Annotated in this window: 38 protein-coding genes; 37 read left to right on the top strand and 1 reads right to left on the bottom strand. The window is 69.2% G+C overall.

Annotated features, from left to right (window positions below; translation table 11 throughout):
• The first annotated feature begins 1 nt into the window (after nt 1).
• From rpsG to truA, 35 genes are all read left to right on the top strand, one after another.
• Complete coding sequence (gene rpsG, locus ACTMS9_RS11650; protein WP_088647009.1) at nt 2-472, top strand: 30S ribosomal protein S7; 471 nt, start codon at nt 2-4, stop codon at nt 470-472.
• Nucleotides 473-547: 75 nt separating this feature from the next.
• Nucleotides 548-2,644, top strand: coding sequence for an elongation factor G (gene fusA, locus ACTMS9_RS11645; RefSeq protein WP_346538166.1), 2,097 nt, complete (start codon nt 548-550; stop codon nt 2,642-2,644).
• Between the two features lie 222 nt (nt 2,645-2,866).
• Entirely contained in the window at nt 2,867-4,060 is a 1,194-nt protein-coding gene (gene tuf / locus ACTMS9_RS11640) for an elongation factor Tu (protein WP_334569340.1), read from the top strand.
• Nucleotides 4,061-4,413: 353 nt separating this feature from the next.
• Complete coding sequence (gene rpsJ / locus ACTMS9_RS11635; protein ID WP_007073037.1) at nt 4,414-4,722, top strand: 30S ribosomal protein S10; 309 nt, start codon at nt 4,414-4,416, stop codon at nt 4,720-4,722.
• A gap of 11 nt (nt 4,723-4,733) precedes the next feature.
• Complete coding sequence (gene rplC, locus ACTMS9_RS11630; RefSeq protein WP_334569339.1) at nt 4,734-5,399, top strand: 50S ribosomal protein L3; 666 nt, start codon at nt 4,734-4,736, stop codon at nt 5,397-5,399.
• Entirely contained in the window at nt 5,396-6,046 is a 651-nt protein-coding gene (rplD, locus tag ACTMS9_RS11625) for a 50S ribosomal protein L4 (protein WP_154941819.1), read from the top strand. The genes rplC and rplD overlap by 4 nt, the downstream gene beginning before the upstream one ends.
• On the top strand, nt 6,043-6,345 hold the full coding sequence (rplW, locus tag ACTMS9_RS11620) for a 50S ribosomal protein L23 (protein ID WP_073834931.1): 303 nt from the start codon (nt 6,043-6,045) through the stop codon (nt 6,343-6,345). The genes rplD and rplW overlap by 4 nt, the downstream gene beginning before the upstream one ends.
• 12 nt (nt 6,346-6,357) lie before the next feature.
• A complete protein-coding gene (rplB, locus tag ACTMS9_RS11615; protein ID WP_088998353.1) occupies nt 6,358-7,197 on the top strand; it encodes a 50S ribosomal protein L2 in 840 nt (279 codons plus the stop codon).
• A 12-nt stretch (nt 7,198-7,209) separates the two neighbouring features.
• Nucleotides 7,210-7,491: a 30S ribosomal protein S19 gene (gene rpsS, locus ACTMS9_RS11610; protein WP_007073032.1), complete on the top strand. Its 282-nt coding sequence runs from the start codon at nt 7,210-7,212 to the stop codon at nt 7,489-7,491.
• A gap of 40 nt (nt 7,492-7,531) precedes the next feature.
• Entirely contained in the window at nt 7,532-7,990 is a 459-nt protein-coding gene (rplV, locus tag ACTMS9_RS11605; protein ID WP_088960255.1) for a 50S ribosomal protein L22, read from the top strand.
• Nucleotides 7,990-8,859: a 30S ribosomal protein S3 gene (gene rpsC, locus ACTMS9_RS11600; RefSeq protein WP_088960256.1), complete on the top strand. Its 870-nt coding sequence runs from the start codon at nt 7,990-7,992 to the stop codon at nt 8,857-8,859. Before rplV ends, rpsC begins: the two co-directional genes overlap by 1 nt.
• Before the next feature lie 3 nt (nt 8,860-8,862).
• Nucleotides 8,863-9,288, top strand: a complete 426-nt coding sequence (rplP, locus tag ACTMS9_RS11595; protein WP_073834927.1) for a 50S ribosomal protein L16 — start codon at nt 8,863-8,865, stop codon at nt 9,286-9,288.
• The gene (rpmC, locus tag ACTMS9_RS11590) at nt 9,288-9,524 is read left to right on the top strand and encodes a 50S ribosomal protein L29 (RefSeq protein ID WP_013288628.1); all 237 of its coding nucleotides are present in this window, start codon (nt 9,288-9,290) and stop codon (nt 9,522-9,524) included. The genes rplP and rpmC overlap by 1 nt, the downstream gene beginning before the upstream one ends.
• Complete coding sequence (rpsQ, locus tag ACTMS9_RS11585) at nt 9,521-9,796, top strand: 30S ribosomal protein S17 (protein WP_179801877.1); 276 nt, start codon at nt 9,521-9,523, stop codon at nt 9,794-9,796. The genes rpmC and rpsQ overlap by 4 nt, the downstream gene beginning before the upstream one ends.
• A 98-nt stretch (nt 9,797-9,894) precedes the next feature.
• Nucleotides 9,895-10,263: a 50S ribosomal protein L14 gene (gene rplN / locus ACTMS9_RS11580; protein ID WP_007465279.1), complete on the top strand. Its 369-nt coding sequence runs from the start codon at nt 9,895-9,897 to the stop codon at nt 10,261-10,263.
• Nucleotides 10,260-10,580: a 50S ribosomal protein L24 gene (gene rplX / locus ACTMS9_RS11575; RefSeq protein WP_207914040.1), complete on the top strand. Its 321-nt coding sequence runs from the start codon at nt 10,260-10,262 to the stop codon at nt 10,578-10,580. The genes rplN and rplX overlap by 4 nt, the downstream gene beginning before the upstream one ends.
• On the top strand, nt 10,580-11,149 hold the full coding sequence (gene rplE, locus ACTMS9_RS11570; RefSeq protein ID WP_154941822.1) for a 50S ribosomal protein L5: 570 nt from the start codon (nt 10,580-10,582) through the stop codon (nt 11,147-11,149). The genes rplX and rplE overlap by 1 nt, the downstream gene beginning before the upstream one ends.
• A 4-nt stretch (nt 11,150-11,153) precedes the next feature.
• A complete protein-coding gene (locus tag ACTMS9_RS11565; protein ID WP_007465272.1) occupies nt 11,154-11,339 on the top strand; it encodes a type Z 30S ribosomal protein S14 in 186 nt (61 codons plus the stop codon).
• A 72-nt stretch (nt 11,340-11,411) separates the two neighbouring features.
• The gene (gene rpsH, locus ACTMS9_RS11560; RefSeq protein ID WP_013288624.1) at nt 11,412-11,819 is read left to right on the top strand and encodes a 30S ribosomal protein S8; all 408 of its coding nucleotides are present in this window, start codon (nt 11,412-11,414) and stop codon (nt 11,817-11,819) included.
• A 16-nt stretch (nt 11,820-11,835) separates the two neighbouring features.
• Nucleotides 11,836-12,378 (top strand): 50S ribosomal protein L6, encoded by a 543-nt coding sequence (rplF, locus tag ACTMS9_RS11555; RefSeq protein WP_154941823.1) that lies wholly within the window; start codon nt 11,836-11,838, stop codon nt 12,376-12,378.
• Nucleotides 12,375-12,764, top strand: a complete 390-nt coding sequence (gene rplR, locus ACTMS9_RS11550; protein WP_030329901.1) for a 50S ribosomal protein L18 — start codon at nt 12,375-12,377, stop codon at nt 12,762-12,764. The genes rplF and rplR overlap by 4 nt, the downstream gene beginning before the upstream one ends.
• Nucleotides 12,765-12,797: 33 nt before the next feature.
• Entirely contained in the window at nt 12,798-13,412 is a 615-nt protein-coding gene (gene rpsE / locus ACTMS9_RS11545; protein WP_154941824.1) for a 30S ribosomal protein S5, read from the top strand.
• Nucleotides 13,412-13,594: a 50S ribosomal protein L30 gene (rpmD, locus tag ACTMS9_RS11540; protein ID WP_074314584.1), complete on the top strand. Its 183-nt coding sequence runs from the start codon at nt 13,412-13,414 to the stop codon at nt 13,592-13,594. Before rpsE ends, rpmD begins: the two co-directional genes overlap by 1 nt.
• The gene (rplO, locus tag ACTMS9_RS11535) at nt 13,594-14,037 is read left to right on the top strand and encodes a 50S ribosomal protein L15 (protein WP_280836956.1); all 444 of its coding nucleotides are present in this window, start codon (nt 13,594-13,596) and stop codon (nt 14,035-14,037) included. Before rpmD ends, rplO begins: the two co-directional genes overlap by 1 nt.
• Nucleotides 14,038-14,270: 233 nt before the next feature.
• Nucleotides 14,271-15,599, top strand: a complete 1,329-nt coding sequence (secY, locus tag ACTMS9_RS11530; RefSeq protein WP_441142326.1) for a preprotein translocase subunit SecY — start codon at nt 14,271-14,273, stop codon at nt 15,597-15,599.
• Nucleotides 15,600-16,253 carry an adenylate kinase gene (locus tag ACTMS9_RS11525; RefSeq protein ID WP_280836954.1) on the top strand — a complete coding sequence of 218 codons (654 nt, stop codon included), beginning with the start codon at nt 15,600-15,602 and terminating at the stop codon, nt 16,251-16,253. It abuts the gene before it with no gap.
• A gap of 94 nt (nt 16,254-16,347) precedes the next feature.
• The gene (gene map, locus ACTMS9_RS11520; RefSeq protein WP_441142327.1) at nt 16,348-17,199 is read left to right on the top strand and encodes a type I methionyl aminopeptidase; all 852 of its coding nucleotides are present in this window, start codon (nt 16,348-16,350) and stop codon (nt 17,197-17,199) included.
• Between the two features lie 357 nt (nt 17,200-17,556).
• Entirely contained in the window at nt 17,557-17,778 is a 222-nt protein-coding gene (gene infA, locus ACTMS9_RS11515) for a translation initiation factor IF-1 (RefSeq protein WP_007073013.1), read from the top strand.
• Between the two features lie 93 nt (nt 17,779-17,871).
• The gene (gene rpmJ / locus ACTMS9_RS11510) at nt 17,872-17,985 is read left to right on the top strand and encodes a 50S ribosomal protein L36 (protein WP_012184307.1); all 114 of its coding nucleotides are present in this window, start codon (nt 17,872-17,874) and stop codon (nt 17,983-17,985) included.
• 261 nt (nt 17,986-18,246) lie between these two features.
• A complete protein-coding gene (rpsM, locus tag ACTMS9_RS11505; protein ID WP_091079342.1) occupies nt 18,247-18,627 on the top strand; it encodes a 30S ribosomal protein S13 in 381 nt (126 codons plus the stop codon).
• A gap of 18 nt (nt 18,628-18,645) precedes the next feature.
• Entirely contained in the window at nt 18,646-19,053 is a 408-nt protein-coding gene (gene rpsK, locus ACTMS9_RS11500) for a 30S ribosomal protein S11 (RefSeq protein WP_013288613.1), read from the top strand.
• Between the two features lie 14 nt (nt 19,054-19,067).
• Nucleotides 19,068-19,694 (top strand): 30S ribosomal protein S4, encoded by a 627-nt coding sequence (gene rpsD / locus ACTMS9_RS11495; protein WP_154941830.1) that lies wholly within the window; start codon nt 19,068-19,070, stop codon nt 19,692-19,694.
• A gap of 97 nt (nt 19,695-19,791) precedes the next feature.
• Nucleotides 19,792-20,814, top strand: a complete 1,023-nt coding sequence (locus tag ACTMS9_RS11490) for a DNA-directed RNA polymerase subunit alpha (protein WP_154941831.1) — start codon at nt 19,792-19,794, stop codon at nt 20,812-20,814.
• 34 nt (nt 20,815-20,848) lie between these two features.
• On the top strand, nt 20,849-21,406 hold the full coding sequence (gene rplQ / locus ACTMS9_RS11485) for a 50S ribosomal protein L17 (protein WP_280836951.1): 558 nt from the start codon (nt 20,849-20,851) through the stop codon (nt 21,404-21,406).
• Between the two features lie 74 nt (nt 21,407-21,480).
• Nucleotides 21,481-22,311, top strand: coding sequence for a tRNA pseudouridine(38-40) synthase TruA (gene truA, locus ACTMS9_RS11480; protein ID WP_441142328.1), 831 nt, complete (start codon nt 21,481-21,483; stop codon nt 22,309-22,311).
• Between the two features lie 175 nt (nt 22,312-22,486).
• On the opposite strand, the gene ACTMS9_RS11475 is transcribed toward truA, so the two are convergent.
• Nucleotides 22,487-23,581: a hypothetical protein gene (locus ACTMS9_RS11475; protein WP_441164889.1), complete on the bottom strand. Its 1,095-nt coding sequence runs from the start codon at nt 23,579-23,581 to the stop codon at nt 22,487-22,489.
• 127 nt (nt 23,582-23,708) lie between these two features.
• Between ACTMS9_RS11475 and ACTMS9_RS11470 the strand changes: the two genes are divergently transcribed.
• Both ACTMS9_RS11470 and ACTMS9_RS11465 read left to right on the top strand, forming a co-directional pair.
• The gene (locus ACTMS9_RS11470; protein WP_441142622.1) at nt 23,709-24,314 is read left to right on the top strand and encodes a class I SAM-dependent methyltransferase; all 606 of its coding nucleotides are present in this window, start codon (nt 23,709-23,711) and stop codon (nt 24,312-24,314) included.
• Between the two features lie 41 nt (nt 24,315-24,355).
• Entirely contained in the window at nt 24,356-26,035 is a 1,680-nt protein-coding gene (locus ACTMS9_RS11465; RefSeq protein ID WP_441164888.1) for an ABC-F family ATP-binding cassette domain-containing protein, read from the top strand.
• Nucleotides 26,036-26,075 lie beyond the last annotated feature (40 nt).

The raw sequence follows: 26,075 nt of genomic DNA, 5'->3' as shown, positions 1-26,075 counted from the left end.
CATGCCGCGTAAGGGACCCGCTCCGCGGAAGCCGCTGGTCGCTGACCCGGTGTACAACTCGCCGTTGGTCACCCAGCTGGTGAACAAGATCCTGATGCGCGGTAAGCGTCAGCTCGCCGAGCGCATCGTGTACGCCGCCCTGGAGGGCTGCCGCGAGAAGAGCGGCACCGACCCGGTCGTCACGCTCAAGCGCGCGATGGACAACGTCAAGCCGACCCTCGAGGTCCGCAGCCGCCGTGTCGGTGGCGCGACCTACCAGGTGCCGGTCGAGGTGCGTCCGGCCCGCGCGACCACGCTCGGTCTGCGCTGGCTGGTGACGTACTCCAAGGCCCGTCGTGAGAAGACCATGGTCGAGCGGCTGATGAACGAGCTGCTGGACGCGAGCAACGGTCTGGGTGCCGCCGTCAAGCGGCGCGAGGACACGCACAAGATGGCGGAGTCCAACAAGGCCTTCGCGCACTACCGCTGGTAACACCCTGGTTCCGGCGCCGGACCGGCGCCGGAACCGCCACCAGTTGAGTCGAGACGACGATAAGTAGGGATTGAAGTGGCCGCCGCAGACGCGCTCGCCAACGTACGCAACATCGGCATCATGGCGCACATCGATGCCGGTAAGACCACGACCACCGAGCGGATCCTGTTCTACACCGGTATCACGTACAAGATCGGTGAGGTCCACGAGGGCGCTGCCGTCATGGACTGGATGGAGCAGGAGCAGGAGCGTGGTATCACCATCACCTCCGCTGCCACCAAGTGTGAGTGGAAGGGCCACACGATCCAGATCATCGACACGCCCGGTCACGTCGACTTCACGGTCGAGGTCGAGCGGTCGCTGCGGGTGCTGGACGGTGCGGTCGCGGTCTACGACGGTGTCGCCGGCGTGGAGCCGCAGACGGAGAACGTCTGGCGTCAGGCCGACAAGTACCACGTCCCCCGGATGTGCTTCGTCAACAAGCTCGACCGGACCGGTGCCGACTTCTTCCGCTGCGTGCAGATGATGATCGACCGGCTCAACGCCACCCCGCTGGTGCTCCAGATCCCGATCGGCCTCGAGGGCGACCACATCGGCGTCGTCGACCTGATCGGCATGCGCGCCCTCACCTGGCGCGGGGAGACCCAGAAGGGTGAGGACTACGCCATCGAGGAGATCCCGGCCGAGCTGGCCGACTCCGCGGCGGAGTGGCGCGAGAAGCTGATGGAGACCCTGGCCGACGTCGACGACTCGGTGATGGAGAAGTACCTGGAGGGCGAGGAGATCTCCGTCGAGGAGATCAAGGCCGCCATCCGTCGGGCCACCATCGCCAGCAAGGCCAACCCGGTGCTCTGCGGCTCGGCGTTCAAGAACAAGGGCGTGCAGCCCATGCTCGACGCCGTCGTCGACTTCCTGCCGTCGCCGCTGGACGTTCCGGCGATCGAGGGTACGGCCACCGACGGCGAGACCCCGCTGCAGCGGAAGCCGTCCAAGTCGGAGCCCTTCTCCGGCCTGGCCTTCAAGATCCAGACCGACAAGCACCTCGGCAAGCTCACCTACGTCCGGGTCTACTCCGGCGTGGTCGAGACCGGTACCCAGGTGGTCAACTCCACCAAGGACCGCAAGGAGCGGATCGGCAAGATCTACCAGATGCACGCCAACAAGCGGGAAGAGCGCAGCTCGGCCCAGGCTGGCGACATCATCGCGGTGCAGGGTCTCAAGCAGACCACCACCGGTGACACCCTCTGCGACCCGGCGAACCCGGTCATCCTGGAGTCGATGACCTTCCCGGAGCCGGTCATCGAGGTCGCGATCGAGCCGAAGACCAAGGCCGACCAGGAGAAGCTCAGCACCGCCATCCAGCGGCTGGCCGAGGAGGACCCGACCTTCCGCGTCAAGCTGGACGAGGAGACCGGTCAGACGGTCATCTCCGGCATGGGCGAGCTGCACCTGGACATCCTGGTCGACCGGATGCGCCGCGAGTTCAACGTCGAGGCGAACATCGGCAAGCCGCAGGTGGCGTACCGCGAGACGATCCGCCGCAAGGTGGAGAAGATCGAGTACACCCACAAGAAGCAGACCGGTGGTTCCGGCCAGTACGCCCGCGTGATCGTGAGCGTCGAGCCGCTGCCGCTGGACAACGACTCGCCGACCTACGAGTTCGCGAACGCCGTCACCGGTGGCCGCATCCCCCGGGAGTTCATCCCCTCGGTGGACGCGGGTGCCCAGGACGCGATGCAGTACGGCATCCTCGCCGGCTTCCCGCTGGTGGGTGTCAAGCTGACGCTGCTGGACGGCCAGTACCACGAGGTCGACTCGTCGGAAATGGCATTCAAGATCGCCGGCTCGATGGTGATGAAGGAGGCGGCCCGCAAGGCCGACCCCGCGCTCCTCGAGCCGATGATGGCCGTTGAAGTCACCACTCCGGAGGAGAACATGGGTGACGTCATCGGCGACCTCAACTCCCGGCGCGGCATCATCCAGGCGATGGAGGAGCGCAGCGGCGCTCGTATCGTCCGGGCCCTGGTGCCGCTGTCGGAGATGTTCGGCTACGTCGGCGACCTGCGGTCGAAGACCCAGGGCCGGGCTAGCTACAGCATGCAGTTCGACTCCTACGCCGAGGTTCCGCAGAGCGTGGCGAAGGAGATCATCGCCAAGGCGACTGGTGAGTGACGCTCACCTGAGTTGATCCGATGGTTCGAGGCTGGTCGCGGGAGGGCACTCCCCGCCCGCGGCCACCTCGATCGGGTTGTGTGAGACCGGGCCTGTAGGCTTCATCGCCGCAGAACCCACCAAAGCTCTCCGGCCGCCAGGCCGGAAAGGCTGTCGACAGAGTCCTAAGCGCCAATCGGCGCGCCGGGGCGAACGAACCAAGAAGTCCACAGGAGGACACCAGTGGCGAAGGCGAAGTTCGAGCGGACTAAGCCGCACGTCAACATCGGCACCATTGGTCACATCGACCACGGTAAGACGACGCTGACGGCGGCCATCACCAAGGTCCTGCACGACCAGTTCCCGGACCTGAACCCGTACACGCCGTTCGACGAGATCGACAAGGCGCCGGAGGAGAAGGCCCGCGGCATCACGATCTCCATCGCGCACGTCGAGTACCAGACCGAGGCGCGTCACTACGCGCACGTCGACTGCCCCGGTCACGCCGACTACATCAAGAACATGATCACCGGTGCCGCGCAGATGGACGGCGCGATCCTGGTGGTGGCGGCGACCGACGGCCCGATGCCGCAGACCCGCGAGCACGTGCTGCTGGCCCGTCAGGTCGGTGTGCCGTACATCGTCGTGGCGCTCAACAAGAGCGACATGGTCGACGACGAGGAGCTCCTGGAGCTCGTCGAGCTCGAGGTCCGCGAGCTGCTGTCGGCGCAGGAGTACCCGGGTGACGACCTGCCGGTCGTCCGGGTCTCGGCGCTGAAGGCCCTCGAGGGTGACCCCGAGTGGACCGGCAAGCTCCTGGACCTGATGAACGCTGTCGACACCGCGATCCCGCAGCCGGAGCGCGAGACCGAGAAGCCGTTCCTCATGCCGATCGAGGACGTCTTCACGATCACCGGTCGTGGCACCGTCGTCACCGGTCGGGCCGAGCGCGGCATCCTCAAGCCGAACGAGGAGGTGGAGATCGTCGGCATCCGCGAGAAGTCGATGAAGACCACCTGCACCGGCATCGAGATGTTCCGCAAGCTGCTCGACGAGGCCCGCGCGGGTGAGAACGTCGGTCTGCTGCTGCGCGGCATCAAGCGCGAGGACGTCGAGCGCGGCATGGTTGTCATCAAGCCGGGCACCAGCACCCCGCACACCGAGTTCGAGGCGACGGTCTACATCCTCTCCAAGGAGGAGGGCGGCCGGCACACCCCGTTCTTCCAGAACTACCGTCCGCAGTTCTACTTCCGGACCACGGACGTCACCGGCGTCGTCACGCTGCCCGAGGGCACCGAGATGGTCATGCCGGGCGACAACACCACCATGACCGTGAAGCTGATCCAGCCGATCGCCATGGAGGAGAACCTCAAGTTCGCGATCCGCGAGGGTGGTCGTACGGTCGGCGCTGGTCGCGTCACCAACATCCTCAAGTGAGCTGGGTAACCCCGATTAGCGTCGCCGCCGGTCGTGCGGCATACTAGTCAGGTTGCGTAACGACGGTTAGTCACCTGCGTCCGGTGAAAGCTGGACCTCCGGGAGACCAACAGTCGCGCGTAGGGTGGTTGATCGCCCCTGGCGGTCAACCACCCTCGCACGGCGTCCAGATCGCTGTGATGCGATCGGCGCCTTGACCCACCGCGTGGTTCAAGAACCGCTCCGGAGTCCCGGGGCGGAGCCTGGCCCCAGGGCGCGACACGCCCGACCGCGGGGGTCGGCGAAGTGGGCCTGTACCAGCCGGTACAGGCGCCCGCAACACAGCGGCATCGAGAGAAGGAACAGAAGCCACCATGGCGGGACAGAAGATCCGCATCCGGCTCAAGGCCTATGACCACGAGGTCGTCGACTCCTCGGCTCGGAAGATCGTCGAGACGGTGACGCGTACCGGGGCGCAGGTCGCAGGCCCGGTGCCGCTGCCCACGGAGATCAACCGTTTCTGCGTTATCCGCTCGCCGCACAAGTACAAGGACTCGCGCGAGCACTTCGAGATGCGCACGCACAAGCGGCTGATCGACATCATCGACCCGACCCCGAAGACGGTCGACTCGCTCATGCGCCTCGACCTGCCGGCTGGCGTCGACATCGAGATCAAGCTGTAGGGACCGGACAAATGGACAGGCAAGTCAAGGGGATCCTGGGCGCAAAGCTCGGCATGACCCAGGTCTGGGACAACAACCGCGTTGTCCCGGTGACCGTGGTTCAGGCCGGCCCGTGCGTCGTCAGCCAGGTTCGTAGCGCCGAGAAGGACGGTTACTCCGCGGTCCAGCTCGCCTACGGCACGATCGACCCGCGCAAGGTCAAGAAGCCGCTGGGCGGGCACTACGCGAAGGCGGACGTGGCGCCGCGCCGGCACATCGTCGAGCTGCGCACCGCGGACGCCGCGGACTACTCGCTGGGCCAGGAGGTCACGGTCGAGCAGTTCCCGGCCGGCGTCGCCATCGACGTCACCGGCAAGACCAAGGGCAAGGGCTACGCCGGCCCGATGAAGCGGCACGGCTTCCACGGTCTGCGCGCCAGCCACGGTGTGGAGCGCAAGCACCGCTCGCCGGGCTCCATCGGCGCCTGCGCCACCCCGGGTCGCGTCTTCAAGGGCACCCGGATGGCGGGCCGGATGGGTGGCGTGCGCTACACCGTCCAGAACCTGACCGTCCAGGCGGTCGACACCGAGAACAACCTCCTGCTCGTCCGTGGTGCCATCCCCGGCCCCAAGGGCGCGCTGGTCCTGGTCCGTACCGCGGCCAAGACCAAGGTGAAGAAGGGCGGTGCGGCCAAGTGACCACCGTTGACGTCCGCAACGTCGAGGGCGCCAAGAGCGGCTCCGTCGAGCTGCCGGCCGACATCTTCGACGTCCAGGCCAACCTCGCGCTGATGCACCAGGTCGTGGTGGCCCAGCTCGCGGCGGCCCGGCAGGGCACGCACAAGGTCAAGACCCGCGGCGAGGTCGCCGGTGGCGGCAAGAAGCCGTACAAGCAGAAGGGCACCGGTCGTGCCCGGCAGGGCTCGATCCGCGCGCCGCAGTTCGCCGGCGGTGGCGTGGTGCACGGCCCGGTCCCGCGCGACTACAGCCAGCGCACCCCCAAGAAGATGAAGGCCGCCGCCCTGCGTGGCGCCCTCTCCGACCGGGCGCGCGCCGGCCAGGTGCACGTCGTCGAGGCCTTCGTCTCGGGCGAGAAGCCGTCGACCAAGGCCGCTCTGGCCACGCTGGCGAAGCTGACCGAGGCCCGTCGGGTCCTGGTCGTGCTGAGCAGCGCCGACGAGCTGAACTGGGTGTCGCTGCGCAACGAGCCGCGGGTGCACCTGATCGAGGCCGGCCAGCTCAACACGTACGACGTGCTGGTGGCCGACGACGTGGTCTTCACCAAGGAGGCCCTGGACGAGTTCCTGGGCGTTCCCGCCGAGACCACCGAGGAGGGTGGCAAGTGAGCACGATCGCCGATCCGCGCGACATCATCGTCGCGCCGGTCGTCTCGGAGAAGAGCTACAGCGAGCTGAACCGGAACTGGTACACCTTCCTGGTGCACCCGGACGCCAACAAGACCGAGATCAAGATCGCTATCCAGCAGATCTTCAACGTCCGCGTCCTGACGGTCAACACGCTCAACCGCGAGGGCAAGCGCAAGCGCACCAAGACCGGCTTCGGTCAGCGCAAGGCGACCAAGCGGGCGATCGTGAAGCTGGCTGACGGTGACCGTATCGAGGCCTTCGGCGGCCCGGTCAGCTGAGGGGTGTAGACAATGGCTATCCGTAAGTACAAGCCGACGACGCCGGGCCGACGTGGCTCCAGCGTCGCCGACTTCGCCGAGATCACCCGGTCGACGCCCGAGAAGTCGCTGCTGGCTCCGCTGCCGAAGAAGGGCGGACGCAACGCCCACGGCCGGATCACCACCCGGCACCACGGTGGCGGCCACAAGCGGCAGTACCGCCTGATCGACTTCAAGCGGGTCGACAAGGACGGCGTGCCGGCGAAGGTCGCGCACATCGAGTACGACCCGAACCGCACCGCGCGCATCGCGCTGCTGCACTACGCCGACGGCGAGAAGCGGTACATCATCGCGCCGAAGGACCTGAAGCAGGGCGACCGCGTCGAGTCCGGTCCGGGTGCCGACATCAAGCCGGGCAACAACCTGCCGCTGCGCAACATCCCGGTCGGTACGACGATCCACAACGTGGAGCTTCGTCCGGGCGGCGGCGCCAAGCTGGCCCGCTCGGCCGGCGTCGGCATCCAGCTGCTCGGCCGTGAGGGTGTGTACGCGACCCTCCGCATGCCGTCCGGTGAGATCCGGCGGGTGGACGTGCGCTGCCGCGCCAGCATCGGCGAGATCGGCAACGCCGACCAGTCGAACATCAACTGGGGCAAGGCCGGCCGCATGCGGTGGAAGGGCAAGCGCCCGACCGTCCGTGGTGTGGCGATGAACCCGGTCGACCACCCGCACGGTGGTGGTGAGGGTAAGACCTCCGGCGGTCGCCACCCGGTCAACCCGCAGGGTAAGCCCGAGGGCCGCACCCGTCGTAAGGGCCAGCCGAGTGACCGGCTGATCGTCCGCCGTCGCTACGCCACGCGTAAGCGCGGCTGAGGGAGATAAGACATGCCTCGCAGCCTGAAGAAGGGCCCGTTCGTCGACGACCACCTGCTCAAGAAGGTGGAGACGCAGAACGACAAGGGCTCGAAGAACGTCATCAAGACCTGGTCGCGGCGCTCGACGATCATCCCGGAGATGCTGGGTCACACGATCGCCGTGCACGACGGACGCAAGCACGTCCCGGTGTTCGTGACCGAGGCGATGGTCGGGCACAAGCTCGGCGAGTTCGCGCTGACCCGCACGTTCAAGGGTCACGAGAAGGACGACCGGAAGAGCCGTCGGCGCTGACGCCGCGGGCATACGGATAGAGGAACAAGGGGTTACAGCGATGCCAGGAAAGGGCGACGCTCCGGTGCTTCCGGGCGCGCGGGCGGTTGCGCGGCACGTGCGCATCTCGCCGATGAAGGCGCGCCGGGTGGTCAACCTCGTCCGCGGCCTGCCCGCGAAGGAGGCGCTCACGGTGCTGCAGTTCGCGCCGCAGGCTGCGAGCGAGCAGGTGTACAAGGTGCTCGCGAGCGCGATCGCCAACGCGGAGAACAACGAGCGGCTGGACCCCGACGCGCTGCTCGTCAGCGAGGCGTTCGTCGACGAGGGCCCGACCATGAAGCGGTTCCGGCCGCGGGCGCAGGGCCGGGCGTACCGGATCCGCAAGCGCACCTGCCACATCACCGTGGCGGTCGAGGCGGTCGCGCCGGCTGCGCCGAAGAAGGCCGCCGCGAAGAAGGCCGCCCCGGCGAAGCAGGCCGAGGCCGCTGAGACGGAGAGCAAGACGGAGGGCGCCGAGTAATGGGTCAGAAGGTTCACCCCACTGGGTTCCGGCTCGGCATCTCGACCGACTGGAAGTCCCGCTGGTTCGCGGACAAGCTCTACAAGGACTACATCGGCGAGGATGTCAAGATCCGCCGGATGATGTCCAAGGGCCTCGAGCGTGCCGGCATTTCCAAGGTCGACATCGAGCGCACCCGTGACCGGGTCCGCGTGGACATCCACACCGCCCGGCCGGGCATCGTCATCGGCCGCAAGGGTGCGGAGGCCGACCGGATCCGCGGCGAGCTGGAGAAGCTCACCGGCAAGCAGGTGCAGCTGAACATCATCGAGGTGAAGAACCCCGAGTCGGACGCGCAGCTGGTCGCCCAGGGCGTCGCCGAGCAGCTCTCCAGCCGGGTCAGCTTCCGTCGGGCGATGCGCAAGGCGATGCAGTCGGCGATGAAGAACCCGGTCTGCAAGGGCATCCGGGTCCAGGTGTCGGGTCGTCTCGGCGGTGCCGAGATGAGCCGGACCGAGTTCTACCGCGAGGGTCGCGTCCCGCTGCACACGCTGCGGGCCAACATCGAGTACGGCTTCTTCGAGGCCCGTACCACCTTCGGCCGGATCGGCGTGAAGGTCTGGATCTACAAGGGCGACGCCGTCCCGGGCCGGGAGGCTCCGGCCGAGGCCGGTCCGTCCCGCCCGCGCCGTGACCGCGGCGACCGCCCCGAGCGGCCGCGCCGTGGCCGGTCGGGTTCGTCCGGCACGACCGCCGGCGGCACCGAGGCCGGCCGGGCTGCTGCGACCACCATCGCTCAGCAGGCCGAGACGCCGAGTGGCGAGCCGATCGACAGTGCTGCTGTCGCCTCGGCCGCGGCTGCTCCGGCAGAAACGCAGCAGGAGGGCTGACAGATGCTGATGCCGCGCAAGCCCCCGAAGGGCTTCCGCAAGCCGCACCACCCGGACCGCCACGGCGCGTCCAAGGGTGGTAACCGGGTGGTGTTCGGCGAGTTCGGGATCCAGGCTCTCGAGCCGGCGTACGTGACCAACCGCCAGATCGAGTCGGCCCGTATCGCGATGACCCGCCACATCAAGCGTGGTGGCAAGGTCTGGATCACGATCTTCCCGGACCAGGCCCTCACCAAGAAGCCGGCGGAAACCCGCATGGGTTCCGGTAAGGGCTCGCCCGAGTGGTGGGTCGCCAACGTCAAGCCGGGGCGGGTTCTCTTCGAGATGTCCTTCCCCAACGAGCAGATCGCGCGAGAGGCGATGCGTCGCGCGATCCACAAGCTCCCGATGAAGTGCCGCATTGTTACGCGCGAAGTGGGTGAATCCTGATGGCAGCGGGCGTCAAGCCTTCCGAGCTGCGTGAGCTCTCCGAGGAGGAGCTGGTCACGAAGCTGCGTGAGGCCAAGGCGGAGCTGTTCAACCTCCGCGTGCAGGCCGCAACCGGGCAGCTGGACAACAACCGGCGGCTGCAGGTCATCCGTCGGGAGATCGCCCGGATCTACACGATCATGCGTGAGCGCGAGCTGGGTCTCTCGGCCGCGCCGACTGAGGTGACTGCATCATGAGCGAGAACACCACCGCCGCCGCGCGGGCCCGCCGTAAGGTGCGTGAGGGCCTCGTGGTCAGCGACAAGATGGAAAAGACCGTCGTGGTCGAGGTCGAGGACCGGGTCAAGCACGCGCTGTACGGCAAGATCATGCGCCGTACCCGCAAGCTGAAGGTGCACGACGAGCAGAACTCGGCCGGTATCGGCGACCGGGTCCTGATCATGGAGACCCGGCCGCTCTCCGCCACCAAGCGGTGGCGGCTCGTGGAGATCCTCGAGAAGGCCAAGTAGCGAAGGCTCGAGCTCGGCCGGTATCGGTCGGGCGCACGTTCCGCCAGGCTCCGGCTGCCTCCGGGCGGCCGGAGAACCGGCAGACATAGGAGATAGACGTGATTCAGCAGGAGTCGCGACTGCGCGTCGCCGACAACACGGGTGCCCGGGAGATCCTGTGCATCCGGGTTCTCGGTGGCTCCGGTCGGCGCTACGCGAGCATCGGCGACGTCATCGTGGCCACGGTCAAGGACGCGATCCCGGGTGCCGGTGTCAAGAAGGGCGACGTCGTCAAGGCCGTCGTCGTCCGCACCGCCAAGGAGAGGCGGCGGCCGGACGGCTCGTACATCCGCTTCGACGAGAACGCCGCCGTCATCATCAAGGACGGCGGGGACCCGCGCGGTACCCGTATCTTCGGCCCGGTGGGTCGGGAGCTGCGGGACAAGCGGTTCATGAAGATCATCTCTCTCGCGCCGGAGGTGTTGTGACCGTGAAGGTCAAGAAGGGCGACACGGTCGTCGTCATCGCCGGCAAGGACAAGGGTGCCAAGGGCAAGGTCATCGCGGCCTACCCGCGGCAGGACAAGGTCCTGGTCGAGGGCGTGAACCGGGTCAAGAAGCACACCCGCATCAGCACCACCCAGCGTGGCGCCAAGACCGGTGGCATCGTCACCCAGGAGGCCCCGATCCACGTCTCCAACGTGCAGGTCCTGGACTCCGACGGGAACCCGACCCGCGTCGGGTACCGGATCGACGACAACGGCCAGAAGGTCCGCATCGCGCGTAGCACCGGTAAGGACCTGTGATGACCACGGCTACCGAAACCAAGACCATGCCGCGCCTCAAGGAGCGGTACCGTAACGAGATCGTGGCGCAGCTGCAGGAGCAGCACAGCTACGCGAACCCCATGCAGGTTCCGCGGCTGGTCAAGATCGTCGTCAACATGGGTGTCGGCGAGGCTGCTCGCGACGCCAAGCTGATCGACGGCGCGGTCCGCGACCTCGCCACGATCACCGGCCAGAAGCCGCAGGTGCGGCGGGCGACCAAGTCCATCGCGCAGTTCAAGCTGCGTGAGGGCATGCCGATCGGTGCGAAGGTGACCCTGCGCGGCGACCGGATGTGGGAGTTCCTGGACCGGCTGCTGTCGATCGCCCTCCCGCGTATCCGCGACTTCCGCGGTCTCGACGGGCGCAAGCTCGACGGGCACGGCAACTACACGTTCGGTCTGACCGAGCAGTCGGTGTTCCACGAGATCGACCAGGACAAGATCGATCGCCAGCGGGGCATGGACATCACGGTGGTCACGACCGCCACGACCGACGACGAGGGCCGGGCGCTGCTCAAGCTCCTGGGCTTCCCGTTCAAGGAGAACTGAGCGAATGGCCAAGAAGGCGCTGATCATCAAGGCGGCCGCGAAGCCGAAGTTCTCGGTTCGCGCGTACACCCGCTGCCAGCGGTGCGGGCGTCCGAAGGCGGTCTACCGCAAGTTCGGTCTCTGCCGGGTGTGCATCCGGGAGATGGCCCACCGCGGTGAGCTGCCCGGCGTGTCCAAGGCTTCCTGGTAATAGCTATTGCTCTTCGCCGTAGGCCCGGGGCGGAACGCCCCGGGAACCCCGGCGAGAAAGGCTGACGAATTCATGACGATGACCGACCCGATCGCAGACATGCTCACGCGTCTGCGTAACGCCAACCAGGCGTACCACGACCGGGTGACGATGCCCTACTCGAAGATCAAGGCGAACATCGCCGAGGTCCTCAAGGCCGAGGGTTACATCGCCACCTGGTCGGTCGAGGAGCCCGAGGAGGGCGCCGTCGGCAAGCGACTGGTCGTCGAGCTGAAGTACGGCCAGAACCGCGAGCGGAGCCTGGCCGGCATCAAGCGCGTGTCCAAGCCCGGTCTCCGGGTGTACGCCAAGTCGGACGGGCTCCCGCGGGTGCTCGGCGGGCTGGGCGTGGCGATCATTTCGACGTCCCAGGGGCTGCTCACCGACCGGCAGGCCCGCAAGCGGAGCGTTGGCGGGGAAGTCCTCGCCTTCGTCTGGTAACGGGAGACAGGTAGAAATGTCGCGTATTGGACGTAAGTCGATCCCGGTACCGGCCGGCGTCGACATCACGATCGACGGCCAGACCGTGAAGGTCAAGGGCCCCAAGGGCGAGCTGTCGCACACGCTCGCCGAGCCGATCACGGCGGAGCGTGGCGAGGACGGCCAGGTGCACGTCAACCGGCCGAACGACGAGCGCAAGGCCAAGGAACTGCACGGCCTCAGCCGTACCCTGGTCGCCAACATGATCGTCGGTGTGACCGAGGGCTACCGCAAGAGCCTGGAGATCGCCGGTACCGGTTACCGCGTCACCGCCAAGGGCAAGGACCTCGAGTTCGCGCTCGGGTTCTCGCACCCGGTGCTGGTGCCGGCTCCGGACGGCATCACCTTCACGGTGGAGAAGCCGACGCTGTTCCACGTGGCCGGCATCGACAAGCAGCAGGTCGGTGAGGTCGCCGCCAACATCCGGAAGATCCGCCCGCCGGAGCCCTACAAGGGCAAGGGCGTGAAGTACCAGGGCGAGGTCATCCGCCGCAAGGCTGGAAAGGCAGGTAAGAAGTGAGCGCCACGCTGCTCAAGCGCCGCCGCGGCGTCGCCGCCAAGCGTGCCGTCGGGCGTGCGCGCCGGCACTTCCGGGTCCGCAAGAACGTCAGCGGCACCGCCGAGCGTCCCCGCCTGGTGGTCACCCGCTCCCTGCGGCACATGGTCGCCCAGATCGTGGACGACACCAAGGGTCACACCCTGGCGTCGGCCTCGACCCTGGACGCGTCGCTGCGTGGTGCGGAGGGCGACAAGAGCGCCCTGGCCGGCAAGGTCGGCGCCCTGCTCGCCGAGCGCGCCAAGGCCGCCGGCGTCTCCAAGGTCGTCTTCGACCGCGGTGGCAACCGGTACGCGGGGCGGGTCGCCGCGCTTGCCGACGCCGCCCGCGAAGCCGGGCTCGAGTTCTAGAAACCCCGTCACGAGAGATAAGGAAGGCTGCTGATGCCAGGTCAACAGCGCCGTGGCGGCGGGTCCGGTGGCAACGAGGGTGGTCGCCGCGACAACCGCCGTGAGGGCGGCCGCGGAAACGCGCCCGTCGAGAAGACCCCGCACCTCGAGCGGGTCGTCGCGATCAACCGCGTCGCCAAGGTCGTGAAGGGTGGTCGTCGCTTCAGCTTCACCGCCCTGGTGATCGTGGGCGACGGCGACGGCACGGTCGGCGTGGGCTACGGAAAGGCCAAGGAGGTGCCCGCGGCGATCGCCAAGGGTGTCGAGGAGGCCAAGAAGCACTTCTTCAAGGTGCCGCGGATCGGCCAGTCGATCCCGCACCCGGTGCAGGGCGAGGCCGCTGCCGGCGTCGTGCTGCTCAAGCCGGCGTCGGCCGGTACCGGTGTCATCGCCGGTGGCCCGGTGCGTGCCGTGCTGGAGTGCGCGGGCATCCACGACGTGCTCTCCAAGAGCCTCGGCTCGTCGAACCCGATCAACATCGTGCACGCCACGGTGGCGGCGCTGAAGGGGCTCGAGTCCCCCGAGGCCGTCGCGACCCGTCGTGGTCTGCCGGTGGAGGACGTCGCGCCGGCCGCCATGCTGGCGTCGCGGGCGGGGGTGGCGTCCTGATGGCACGCCTGAAGGTCACCCAGGTCCGGTCTGGCATCGGCACCAAGCAGAACCAGCGTGATTCGCTGCGTTCGCTCGGTCTGAAGCGGATCAACGACGTGGTGGTCAAGGAGGACCGGCCCGAGATTCGCGGCATGATCTTCACGGTCAACCACCTCGTGAAGGTCGAGGAGGTCGAGTAATGACGATCAAGGTTCACCACCTGCGCCCGGCCCCGGGTGCCAAGACCGCGAAGACCCGGGTGGGTCGCGGTGAGGGCTCCAAGGGCAAGAGCGCCGGTCGCGGTACCAAGGGTTCCAAGGCCCGCAAGAACATCCCGGCGTCGTTCGAGGGTGGGCAGATGCCCATCCACATGCGCCTGCCGAAGATGAAGGGCTTCAAGAACAAGTTCAAGGTCGTCTTCCAGGTGGTCAACCTGGACCGGCTCGCCGAGCTCTTCCCGAACGGCGGCCAGGTCGGCCCGCAGGAGCTGGTCGAGGTCGGCGCGGTCCGCAAGGGCCAGCCGGTCAAGGTCCTCGGCACCGGCGACCTCGGCGGTGTGGCCCTCCAGGTGTCGGCGCACGGGTTCAGCGCGTCGGCCAAGGAGAAGATCACCGCTGCCGGTGGCTCCGTCACCGAGCTGTAAGGCACGACCCATGGCGCCCGCTCAGTTGTCCCCAACTGGGCGGGCGCCGTGGTCTACCAGGCATGTGTGCGCCGAGTAACATCGGATTCGGTTTATGTAGCCGGGCACATCTGCCCGGACCGGGAGCGGGCTGTTAGAGTCCCTTCCCAGCTATGGATATCGGGCACTCGCCCGGCACCCACCCCGCCCCCGCCAGGGATCACCGGCGGCCCGCCTCGCGCAGGAGGAAGAAGTTGCTGTCCGCCTTTCTCAGTGCGTTCCGTACGCCTGACCTGCGCAAGAAGCTGCTGTTCACAGTAGGCATCATCGCGGTCTACCGGCTCGGCGCCACTCTGCCCAGCCCCGGCGTCTCGTACGGCAACGTGCAGAAGTGCCTCGACACCCTCCAGGGTCAGAGCACCGGAGTGCTGAACCTGCTGGACCTCTTCTCCGGCGGCGCACTGCTGCAGCTCTCGGTCTTCGCGCTGGGCATCATGCCCTACATCACTGCGTCGATCATCCTGCAGCTGCTCACCGTGGTCATCCCGCGGCTGGAGCACCTCCGCAAGGAGGGCCAGGCCGGCCAGGCGAAGATCACCCAGTACACCCGCTACCTGACCCTCGGGCTGGGCATCCTCCAGTCGTCGGCCTTCGTGGCGCTGGCCCGCTCCGGGCAGCTGTTCCAGAACCGCTGCGACCAGTTCCCGATCGTGCCTGAGGGCACCGGCATCCCGAACTGGCTCACCCTGTCCATCCTGGTCATGACGATGACCGCCGGCACCGGCATGGTGATGTGGCTCGGTGAGCTGATCACCGACCGCGGCGTCGGCAACGGCATGTCCGTCCTCATCTTCACCTCGATCGCGGCCCGCCTCCCCAGCGAGGGTTGGAAGATCAAGACCAACGAGGGCTGGGCCAAGTTCGGCCTGGTGCTCGTGCTGGTGCTGCTGGTCATCACTGCGGTCTGCTTCATCGAGCAGGCGCAGCGCCGCATCCCGGTGCAGTACGCCAAACGGATGATCGGCCGGCGGATGTACGGCGGCACCTCGACCTACATCCCGCTGAAGGTCAACCAGGCGGGTGTGATCCCGGTCATCTTCGGCTCGTCGCTGCTCTACCTGCCGCAGCTGGCGCTGCAGTTCTTCGACCAGACCGACCCGGGCAAGACCCAGGCCTGGATCCAGAACAACCTGGTCGACCCGAGCAGCCCGATCTACATCGCGCTCTACTTCCTGTTGATCATCTTCTTCACGTACTTCTACGTGTCGATCACGTTCAACCCGACCGAGGTCGCGGACAACATGAAGAAGTACGGCGGCTTCGTGCCGGGCATCCGCCCCGGCAAGCCGACCGCCGACTACCTGGACTTCATCCTCAGCCGGATCACCCTGCCGGGCGCGCTCTACCTGGGCGTCGTCGCGATCCTGCCGAACTTCTTCTTCATCTGGCTGAACAGCCAGCAGTTCCAGAACTTCCCGTTCGGCGGCACCGCTGTGCTCATCATGGTCGGCGTCGGTCTCGAGACCGTGAAGCAGATCGAGAGCCAACTCATGCAGCGGAACTACGAAGGGTTCCTGCGGTAGATGCGACTCGTTCTGGTTGGCCCGCCGGGCGCGGGCAAGGGCACGCAGGCGGAATTCATCGCCGCACACCTCTCGGTGCCGAAGATCTCGACCGGTGACATCTTCCGGGCGAACGTCTCGCAGGGCACGCCGTTGGGTGTCGAGGCCAAGCGGTACATGGACGCCGGCAAGCTGGTCCCGGACGAGGTCACCATCAACATGGTCCGGGACCGGCTCGCCGAGCCGGACGCCGCCGACGGCTTCCTGCTCGACGGCTTCCCGCGGACGACGCCGCAGGCCGCCGCGCTGGACAAGCTCCTCGCGGACCTCGGCACCGCGCTGGACCTGGTGCTGGAGCTGGTCGTCGACGACGACGAGGTGATCCGGCGGCTCTCCGGCCGGCGCACCTGCCGCGGCTGCGGCAAGATCTGGCACGTCGAGTTCGACGCCACCACCCGCGAGGGCATCTGCGACCGCTGTGGTGCCGAGCTGTTCCAGCGGGACGACGACAAGCCGGAGACGATCGCGGCCCGCCTGCGGGAGTACGCCGAGAAGACGGCGCCGCTGGTCGACTACTACGGCGCCCAGAACAAGCTGGTCGGGATCGACGCCACCGGGCCGGTGGAGGACGTCACGGTCCGCGCCATCGACGCGCTGCGGTCGTACGGCGGCTGAGGTCCTGCCGGGCTCCGGCGGATAGAGTGCGAACAGCGGGGTACGTGCGACGTGCCCCGCTGATCGCTGTCCGGCAACGAAAGGTATTCGCTCCATGCGCCGTCCCCAGCTGGACATCCAGCTGAAGACCCCCGACCAGATCGAGAAGATGCGGGCCGCCGGCCTGGTGGTCGCCGAGGCCCTGCGTCGGATGCGGGAGGCCGTCGCCCCCGGGGTCAGCACCGCAGACCTGGACGCGATCGCCGAATCGACCATCCGCGAGGCCGGGGCCGTTCCCTCGTTCAAGGGCTACCACGGCTTCCCCGCCTCGATCTGCTCGTCGGTCAACGAGCAGGTGGTGCACGCCATCCCGTCGGCGCAGCAGGTGCTCCGCGACGGCGACGTGATCTCCATCGACTGCGGCGCGGTGCTGAACGGCTGGCACGGCGACGCCGCGATCACCGTGGGCGTGGGCGAGGTCGACCCGGCGCTGCTGAAGATGGCCGAGGTGGCGGAGGACGCCATGTGGGCCGGGATCGCCGCCGCCGCGCGGGGCGCCGCCAGCGGCAGGGGCCGGCTGACCGACATCTCGCACGCGGTGGAGAACGCGGTCCGCAAGGGCGGCCGGTACGGCATCGTCGACGGCTACGGCGGGCACGGCATCGGCACCGAGATGCACCAGGACCCGCACGTGCTCAACCACGGGCGGCCGGGCAAGGGCCCGCGGCTGGTGCCGGGCCTGGCGCTGGCCATCGAGCCGATGATCACGATGGGGTCGCCGCGTACCGTCGAGCTGGCCGACGGCTGGACGGTCGTCACCCGGGACCGGTCGATGGCGGTGCACGTGGAGCACTCGATGGCGCTGCTGCCCGACGGGGTCTGGGTGCTGACCGCCTTCGACGGCGGGCGGGCCCGACTGGGCGACCTGGTCACCACCCGGCAGCCGGCCGAGTCCGCCGCGTCCTGATCCGGCTCCGCGACGTCGAACCGGACACCGGGCTCAGCTGGCGCGGCAGGGCCGATCCGGGACCCGGCTGATCCGGCCGGCCTTCGGGCTGCCGGCCGGAGCCGCCGGCGGCGGGGGAGATGTCGCCTCGCGTCCGTTTTCCTTCCTCCGGGTGACGGGCGGGGTGGCCGGTTTGGCGACGGCCCGCACTCGGGCGTACACTTTCAGATCGGCGCACAGCGTCCACTCCGGCATGCCCACTACGCGCTTCGGTGGGAGTCGGAGCCGCGGCTGGCGCGGGCCCTCCGATCTCGGTCGGATGCCCGTGTAAGACGTTGTGGGCCGTCCGGAGTAACCGACGTCAGGACAGCGGAGGACATGCCGAAAAAAGACGGAGCCATCGAGATCGAGGGTCGGGTCATCGAGCCCCTGCCGAACGCAATGTTCCGGGTGGAGCTCGCGAACGGCCACAAGGTGCTGGCTCACATCAGCGGCAAGATGCGGCAGCACTACATCCGTATCCTGCCGGAGGACCGGGTCGTCGTCGAACTCTCGCCGTACGACCTGACCCGCGGGCGCATCGTCTACCGCTACAAGTAATCCTGACGACGGCCGGGACGTCCCCGTGTCCGTCTTCGACGTCCGGCGTCGCGCGTGGTCGCGCCACCGGGCCAGATGGGAAGTAAGGCAACCGTGAAGGTCAAGCCGAGCGTCAAGAGGATCTGCAACAAGTGCCGGGTGATCCGTCGGCACGGCCGGGTCATGGTCATCTGCACCGACCCGCGCCACAAGCAGCGCCAGGGCTGAACCAGTCCCACCGGTCGTGACACGGCCGGTCGGATCGGTCCGGGCCGCAGATCCAGGAAGCACATCATCAGCTCGTCCCAGCCGCGAGCGGTACGCAGCGCGTACTCAATCGTGGTTGACCCCCGGTCGGAGGCCGGGGCCCGCTCGGGCACGACCGATCCCGGTCGCCGGCGCTGACAGCGTCGGAAGGACGGGACGGCCGGTAGCGGGGTGGGACGGGTCCAGACCTCCGCCACAACATCACGAGGAGTACGCCCGCACATGGCACGTCTAGTCGGCGTCGACCTCCCCCGCGAGAAGCGGATGGAGATCGCGCTCACCTACATCTTCGGGGTCGGTCGTACCCGCGCCCTGGAGACGCTCACCGCTACCGGCATTTCGCCGGACAAGCGCGTTCGGGACCTCACGGATGAGGAGCTGGTCCAGCTCCGCAACCACATCGAGGGCAACTACAAGGTTGAAGGCGACCTGCGCCGCGAGGTCGCCGCTGACATCCGCCGCAAGGTCGAGATCGGCTGCTACGCCGGCATCCGGCACCGCCGGGGCCTGCCCGTGCGTGGCCAGCGGACCAAGACCAACGCGCGGACCCGCAAGGGCCCGAAGCGGACCGTCGCCGGCAAGAAGAAGCCCGGCAAGAAGTAACTAGGAGCGCACAGACTTATGCCACCGAAGGCTCGTGCCGGAGCCGCCGTCAAGAAGGTCCGGCGCAAGGAACGCAAGAACGTCGCCCACGGGCAGGCGCACATCAAGAGCACCTTCAACAACACCATCGTGTCCATCACGGACCCGACCGGTGCGGTCATCTCCTGGGCCTCTTCCGGCCAGGTGGGCTTCAAGGGCTCCCGCAAGTCGACCCCGTTCGCCGCGCAGCTCGCCGCCGAGGCCGCCGCGCGTCGGGCGATGGAGCACGGCATGCGCAAGGTCGACGTGTTCGTCAAGGGTCCCGGCTCCGGCCGGGAGACCGCCATCCGTTCGCTGCAGGCCGTGGGCCTCGAGGTCGGGCAGATCTCCGACGTCACCCCGCAGCCGCACAACGGATGCCGTCCGCCGAAGCGTCGCCGGGTCTGAGAGGTTAGAGAGAGATGGCTCGTTACACCGGTGCTGACTGCCGCCGTTGCCGGCGGGAGAAGATGAAGCTGTTCCTCAAGGGCAGCAAGTGCGATGGTCCGAAGTGCCCGTTCGAGTCCCGGCCGTTCCCGCCCGGGCAGCACGGCCGCGGCCGCACGAAGGAGACGGAGTACCTGCTCCAGCTCCGTGAGAAGCAGAAGGCCCGTCGTGTCTACGGCGTGCTGGAGAAGCAGTTCCGCGGCTACTACGAAGAGGCCGTGAGCAAGAAGGCCAAGACCGGTGAGGTTCTCCTGCAGATCCTCGAGTCGCGGCTGGACAACGTGGTCTACCGGGCCGGCTACGCCAGCTCGCGTGACCAGGCCCGCCAGCTGGTCAAGCACGGCCACTTCACCGTGAACGGCAAGAAGGTCGACATCCCGTCGTACCGCGTCAAGGAGCACGACATCATCGAGGTCCGGGGCAAGAGCAAGGAGCTCACCCCGTTCCTGGTGGCGCAGGCTCAGGCCGGTTCGCGGTCGGTTCCGGCGTGGCTGGAGGCCATCCCGAGCCAGATGAAGATCCTCGTGCACTCGCTCCCGGCCCGCCAGGTGATCGACACCCAGGTCCAGGAGCAGCTGATCGTCGAGCTCTACTCCAAGTAAGGGCTCGTTGCGGTGGCCCGCCCTTCGGGGCGGGCCACCGGAACAGTTTGTGTCGTGGGCGTCATATAGCGGGCGTCCCGGAAGAGAAGAGAAGAAATTGCTCATCAGCCAGCGACCCTCCCTCTCCGAGGAGTCGATCAACGAGACCCGGTCCCGGTTCACCATCGAGCCGCTGGAGCCCGGTTTCGGCTACACCCTGGGTAACTCGCTGCGGCGCACGCTGCTGTCGTCCATCCCGGGTGCGGCGGTCACCTCGATCAAGATCGACGGTGTGCTGCACGAGTTCACCACGATCCCCGGGGTCAAGGAGGACGTGGTCGAGCTCGTCATGAACATCAAGGAGCTCAACGTCAGCTCCGAGCACGACGAGCCGGTCAGCATGTACCTGCGCAAGCAGGGCCCGGGCGACGTGACGGCGGGCGACATCCAGCCCCCGGCCGGCGTCTCGGTGCACAACCCGGACCTGAAGCTCGCCACCCTCAACGGCAAGGGCCGGCTCGACATGGAGCTGACCGTCGAGCGGGGTCGTGGCTACGTCACGGCGGCGCAGAACAAGCAGGCCGGCGCCGAGATCGGCCGGATCCCGGTCGACTCGATCTACTCGCCGGTGCTCAAGGTGACGTACCGCGTCGAGGCGACCCGCGTCGAGCAGCGGACCGACTTCGACCGGCTGATCATCGACGTCGAGACCAAGCCGTCGATGGGCCCGCGTACCGCGCTGGCCTCCGCCGGCTCGACGCTGGTGGAGCTCTTCGGCCTGGCCCGGGAGCTGGACGAGACCGCCGAGGGCATCGACATCGGGCCGTCCCCGCAGGACGCCCAGCTCGCGGCCGACCTGGCCCTGCCGATCGAGGAGCTGGACCTCACCGTCCGCTCCTACAACTGCCTCAAGCGCGAGGGCATCAACTCCGTTGGTGAGCTCATCGGGCGTACCGAGGCCGACCTCCTCGACATCCGGAATTTCGGTCAGAAGTCGATCGACGAGGTCAAGATGAAGCTCGCCGGGATGGGTCTCGGGCTGAAGGACTCGGCCCCGAACTTCGACCCGGCGCACGTCGTGGACGCCTTCGGCGAGGCCGACTACGACACCGACGACTACCGCGAGACCGAGCAGCTCTAGTCCGCGCTGCCGCCACACCTGAGGAGCACCAAGCATGCCCACGCCCACCAAGGGCCCCCGCCTCGGCGGCAGCCCCGCGCACGAGCGGCTGATGCTGGCCAACCTGGCCACCGCGCTGTTCCAGCACGGCAAGATCCAGACCACCGAGACGAAGGCCCGGCGGCTGCGTCCGCTGGCCGAGCAGCTCATCACCAAGGCCAAGCGTGGCGACCTCGCCGCGCGCCGGCGGGTGCTGGGCGTCGTCAAGGACAAGGACGTGGTCTACGCCCTGTTCGACCAGATCGCGCCCCGGTACGCCAACCGCAACGGTGGCTACACCCGGATCGTGAAGACCGGTCCGCGCAAGGGTGACGCCGCTCCGATGGCGATCATCGAGCTGGTCGAGGAGCTTCAGGTCGCCGAGCCCAAGGCGAACAAGAAGACCGCCGCCCGCAAGGCCGCCCAGCAGGACAAGGTCGAGGCCCTGGCCCCGGCCGAGGAGACCCCGGAGTCGAACTCGGGCGACCAGGACGCCGAGCCGCCGGTGTCGGCGTCCGGTGACACCGACGCCGCCCGCGAGGACAGCGACGAGGCCAACGAGAACAAGGCCTGAGCACAGGCGTCATCGTCGGGCCCGGCATCCCTTCCTGGGGTGCCGGGCCCGACGGCGTGAACGGGAGGTACGAGGTGGACGAGCGGACCCGGCTGCGGCTGGACGTCTCGTACGACGGCACGGACTTCTCCGGCTGGGCCGCCCAGCCGACCCGGCGGACGGTCGCCGGGGTGCTGACCCAGACGCTGGACCTGGTCCTCGGCGCGGGCACGGCGACCGGGCTGACCGTCGCCGGCCGCACCGACGCCGGGGTGCACGCGACCGGGCAGGTCTGCCACCTCGACCTGCCCACCGCCGTGTGGCGGGAACACGACGGGCGGCTGCTGCGCCGGTTGGCCCGGCTGCTCCCGACCGACGTGCGGGTCCGCGCCATGAGCGAGGTGCCCGCCGACTTCGACGCCCGTTTCTCGGCGACCTTCCGCCGCTACGAGTACCGGGTGACCGACGCCCCCTGGGGCGCCGAGCCCCTGCGCCGGCACGACACCCTCGCCTGGCCGAAGCCGCTGGAGCTGACGGCGCTGAACGCCGCCGCGGCCGGCCTGGTGGGGGAGCACGACTTCGCCGCGTACTGCCGGCGCAAGGAGAACGCCACCACGCTGCGCGAGGTGACCCGGCTGGACTGGCGGCGCGACCCGGACGGCATCCTCGTGGCCACCGTGCAGGCCGACGCGTTCTGCCAGGCGATGGTGCGCAGCCTGGTCGGGGCGATGCTGGTCGCCGGGGACGGCCGGCGGCCGGTCGAGTGGCCGGCGAGCCTGCTGAGCCGGCGGGAACGCTCCAGCGAGGTGACCGTCGCGGCGGCGCACGGGTTGACCCTGGTCGCGGTCGGCTACCCGGACGACCCGGCCGAGTACGCCCGCCGCGCCGACCTCACCCGCCGCCTCCGCGTCTCCACCGAGGCCTGAGCGCACGGGGGTTCGCGAGACCCGGTGCAGCCAAGGGCACCCACCCCGTGCGCAGCGCGCCCGCGCGGGCGGCGTGACGCGTGACCGGGCCGTGCTCAGGCGAGCGAGACACGTGGCGAGGCCCGGTCCGCAGGACTCGGACCGGGCCTCGCGTCGCTCGCCGTCGACCGGCGGCTCAGTCGCCGGGCAGCTCGTCGGGAGTGGCGTTGCCGCCCTGGGTGCCGGCGCCCTCGGTCGCCCTCGCGGTGGGCTGGACGGCGCTGCCGCCGGTGGCCCGCCGCTCGAGCACGCCCTTGTCGAGGTGCAGCTCGATCAGGTCGTAGATGATGTCGCGGACCGCGTTGTCGCCGGCTGGCACGGCGCCGCCGTCGGCGCGGACGACCAGGCAGTAGGCGAGGTAGTGGCCGCGTACCTGCCAGCCGATCCGGGCGGCGGCGGTGGTGAGCGCCTCGGTGCCGTCACCGGCGGCCAGGCCGAGGAAGCGGCCCTGCCGCTCGTCGAGCAGCTGCCGGATCCGGTCCCGGACGCGTTGCGCGCTGGCCTTGTCGGTCAGGTTGAACAGGCCGGCGGTGGCCAGGTGCTCGCCGTCGGCGGAGCGCACCGTGCCCCGTACCACCTGGCTGCACCCGAGCCGGACCAGCAGGTCGGCGATCTCGCCGGTGGCGGCGACCGCGCAACTGCCACCGGAGTGCGTCTTCAGCACGTCGTAGGCAGGTCGTCCGTCGGCCACCACCAGCTTCTTGCCGGCGAAGACCTCGCGGGCGGTCAGCGGCTGCTGGTCGGTGTCGCGGGAGTCGAGGTCGTCGGCGGTCGACCCGTCGACCGGGGCGGCCGTGGTGGGCTGCGGTGCCGCCGCGGTCGGGTCGTCGCTCGGCGTGCGGTCGACGAGCAGGGCCGCCGCGCCGAGGCCGCAGAGCGCGAGCAGGACCAGCACCGCCGCACCGCCGACGAGCACCTGCCACAGCCGACCACCGCCGCGCCGGGAGCCGGACCCGCCGGACGCGGGCGGCCCCGGCGGCTCGATCGGCCCGGTCGGGGCGTACTCGCGGGGGAGGGTGGGTGGCGGCGGGACCTGGACGGACGGGCGGACCGGAGCCGGTTCGGCGGCCGGGAGGGCCGGCCGGGTGGTCCGCGGCAGTGACGGGGTGGGGAAGCGGGACGGAGACGGCCCGGCCGGCGCGGGCGGGCCGGGCGAGAACTCCGGCAGGTCCGACTCGGACCGCGGGTACTCCACGAAGGCGTCCTCATCGGACTCGTACCGATACACCATGTCGCCCAGAGTAGGAGCCATTGCCCCTTTAGGGGGTAATAATGGGAAATTCCGGCGCGGGCGCGTCGGGGTCCTCCCCGCCGAGGCGACCGCGAGGCGGTTCCGGGCCGGTGGGAGAATGCCGGACGTGACCGGCGACCACTACTTCTCCACCAGCCCCACCGCTGCGGCGCGCCCGCGGGAGGTCGAGTTCTCCGTCGCCGGGCGCGACTACACCCTGGCCTCCGCCAGCGGGGTCTTCTCCGCCGACCGGCTCGACCCCGGCACCGCCGTCCTGCTGCGCAAGGCCGAGCTGCCAACCGCCACCGTCGGCGGTGACCTGCTCGACATCGGCTCGGGCTTCGGGCCGATCAGCTGCGTGCTGGCCACCAGCGCGCCGGCCGCCACCGTCTGGGCGGTCGACGTCAACGAGCGGGCCCGCGCCCTCACCGCCGAGAACGCCCGCCGGGTCGGCGCCGCCGACCGGCTGCGGGCGGTCGCCCCGGACGAGGTCCCGGCCGACGTCACCTTCGCCCAGATCTGGTCCAACCCGCCGATCCACATCGGCAAGGCCGAACTGCACGAGCTGCTGCGCCGCTGGCTGCCCCGGCTCGCCCCGGACGGCGTCGCCTGGCTGGTGATCGCCCGTCACCTCGGCGGCGACTCGCTGCACCGCTGGCTGGTCGACGGCGGCTGGCAGGTCGAGCGGCACGCCAGCCAGAAGGGCTACCGGGTGCTGCGGGTCACCCGGTAATCGGGTGTCGCCCGCGCCGCCCGCTCCGGCAGGATGCCGGCGTGGGATACGTGGACGTGGCAGGGGTCGGGTACATCCTCCCCGACGGCCGGGAACTCTTCGCCGACGTGTCGTTCCGGGTCGGTGAGGGTGCCAAGGTCGCCCTGGTCGGCCCGAACGGCGCCGGCAAGACGACGCTGTTGCGGATGGTCGCCGGCGACCTGCCGGTGAAGACCGGCGCCGTCGCCCGGGCCGGCGGCCTCGGTGTGATGCGGCAGTTCATCGGCATGATCGGGGACGACACCACGCTCGCCGACCTGGCGCTCTCGCTCGCCCCACCGGCGCTGCGCGACGCCGGCCGCCGGCTGGCCGAGACCGAGGCGGCCATGCGGTCGGCCGAGCTGCGCGGCAAGTACAGCACCGCCGCCGGCAAGGCCCAGCTGGCGTACGCGGACGCGCTGGCCGCCTGGGGCGAGACCGGCGGGTACGACGCCGAGGTGCTCTTCGACACGGTCGCCACCATCGTGCTGGACCTGCCCTGGGACGCCGCCCGGGACCGCCCGGTGCGCACCCTCTCCGGCGGGCAGCAGAAGCGCTTCGCCCTGGAACTGCTGCTGCGCGGCACCGACGAGGTACTGCTCCTCGACGAGCCGGACAACTTCCTCGACGTGCCCGGCAAGCGCTGGCTGGAGGCGCGGCTGCGCGAGTCCGGCAAGTCGGTGCTCTACGTCTCGCACGACCGGGAACTGCTGGCCCAGACCGCCGACCGGGTGGTCGCCGTCGAGGGCGGCAGCGCCTGGGTGCACCCGGCGGGCTTCGCCAGCTGGTACGACGCCCGGGTGGCCCGGCACGCCCGCCTCGACGAGCTGCGCAAACGCTGGGACGAGGAACACCAGAAGCTGCGCGAGCTGATGCTGATGTACAAGCAGAAGGCCGCGTACAACGACGGGATGGCGTCGCGCTACCAGGCCGCGCAGACCCGGCTGCGCAAGTTCGAGGAGGCCGGGCCGCCGCCCGTACCCCCGAAGGACCAGGACATCCGGATGCGCCTGGCCGGCGGGCGGACCGGCAAGCGCGCGGTCATCTGCGACCAGCTCGAGCTCGACGGCCTGACCTACCCCTTCGACCTGGAACTCTGGTACGGCGACCGGGTCGCCGTGCTCGGTGCCAACGGGACGGGGAAGTCCCATTTTCTCCGACTGCTGGCCCGGGGCGGCACCGACCCGGACCCGGTCAACGGCCCGGTCGACGGCGCGGCCGCGTTGGCCCCGGTCGCCCACGACGGCACGGTCCGGCTCGGCGCGCGGGTCCGGCCCGGCCACTTCTCCCAGACCCACGACCGGCCCGAGCTGGTGGCGAAGACCCTGGTCGAGATCCTCTGGCGGGGCGACGATCACCGGGCCGGGATGGACCGGCACGCCGCGATGGCGGCGCTCAGTCGGTACGAGCTGGCCGCGCAGGGCGACCAGCGCTTCGGCACCCTCTCCGGCGGGCAGCAGGCGCGTTTCCTGGTGCTGCTGCTGGAACTGTCCGGGGCGACCCTGCTGCTGCTCGACGAGCCCACGGACAACCTTGACCTCGCCTCCGCCGAGGCGCTGGAGGCCGGGCTGGCCGCGTTCTCCGGGACGGTGGTCGCGGTCACCCACGACCGCTGGTTCACCCGGTCCTTCGACCGGCTCGTGCTGTTCGGCGGCGACGGCGAGGTGGTGGAGACGCCGGAGCCGGTCTGGGACGTGCGCTGACGGGCGGCGGTCGCGGGGCCCCTCCCTCACGGCGGGCATA

Source organism: Micromonospora sp. L31, from assembly GCF_052068075.1.
In the GTDB taxonomy this organism is placed as follows: Bacteria; Actinomycetota; Actinomycetes; order Mycobacteriales; family Micromonosporaceae; genus Micromonospora; species Micromonospora purpureochromogenes.
The sequence above is the reverse complement of the archived record's forward strand: the minus strand, read 5'-3'. Positions and strand labels throughout refer to the sequence as shown.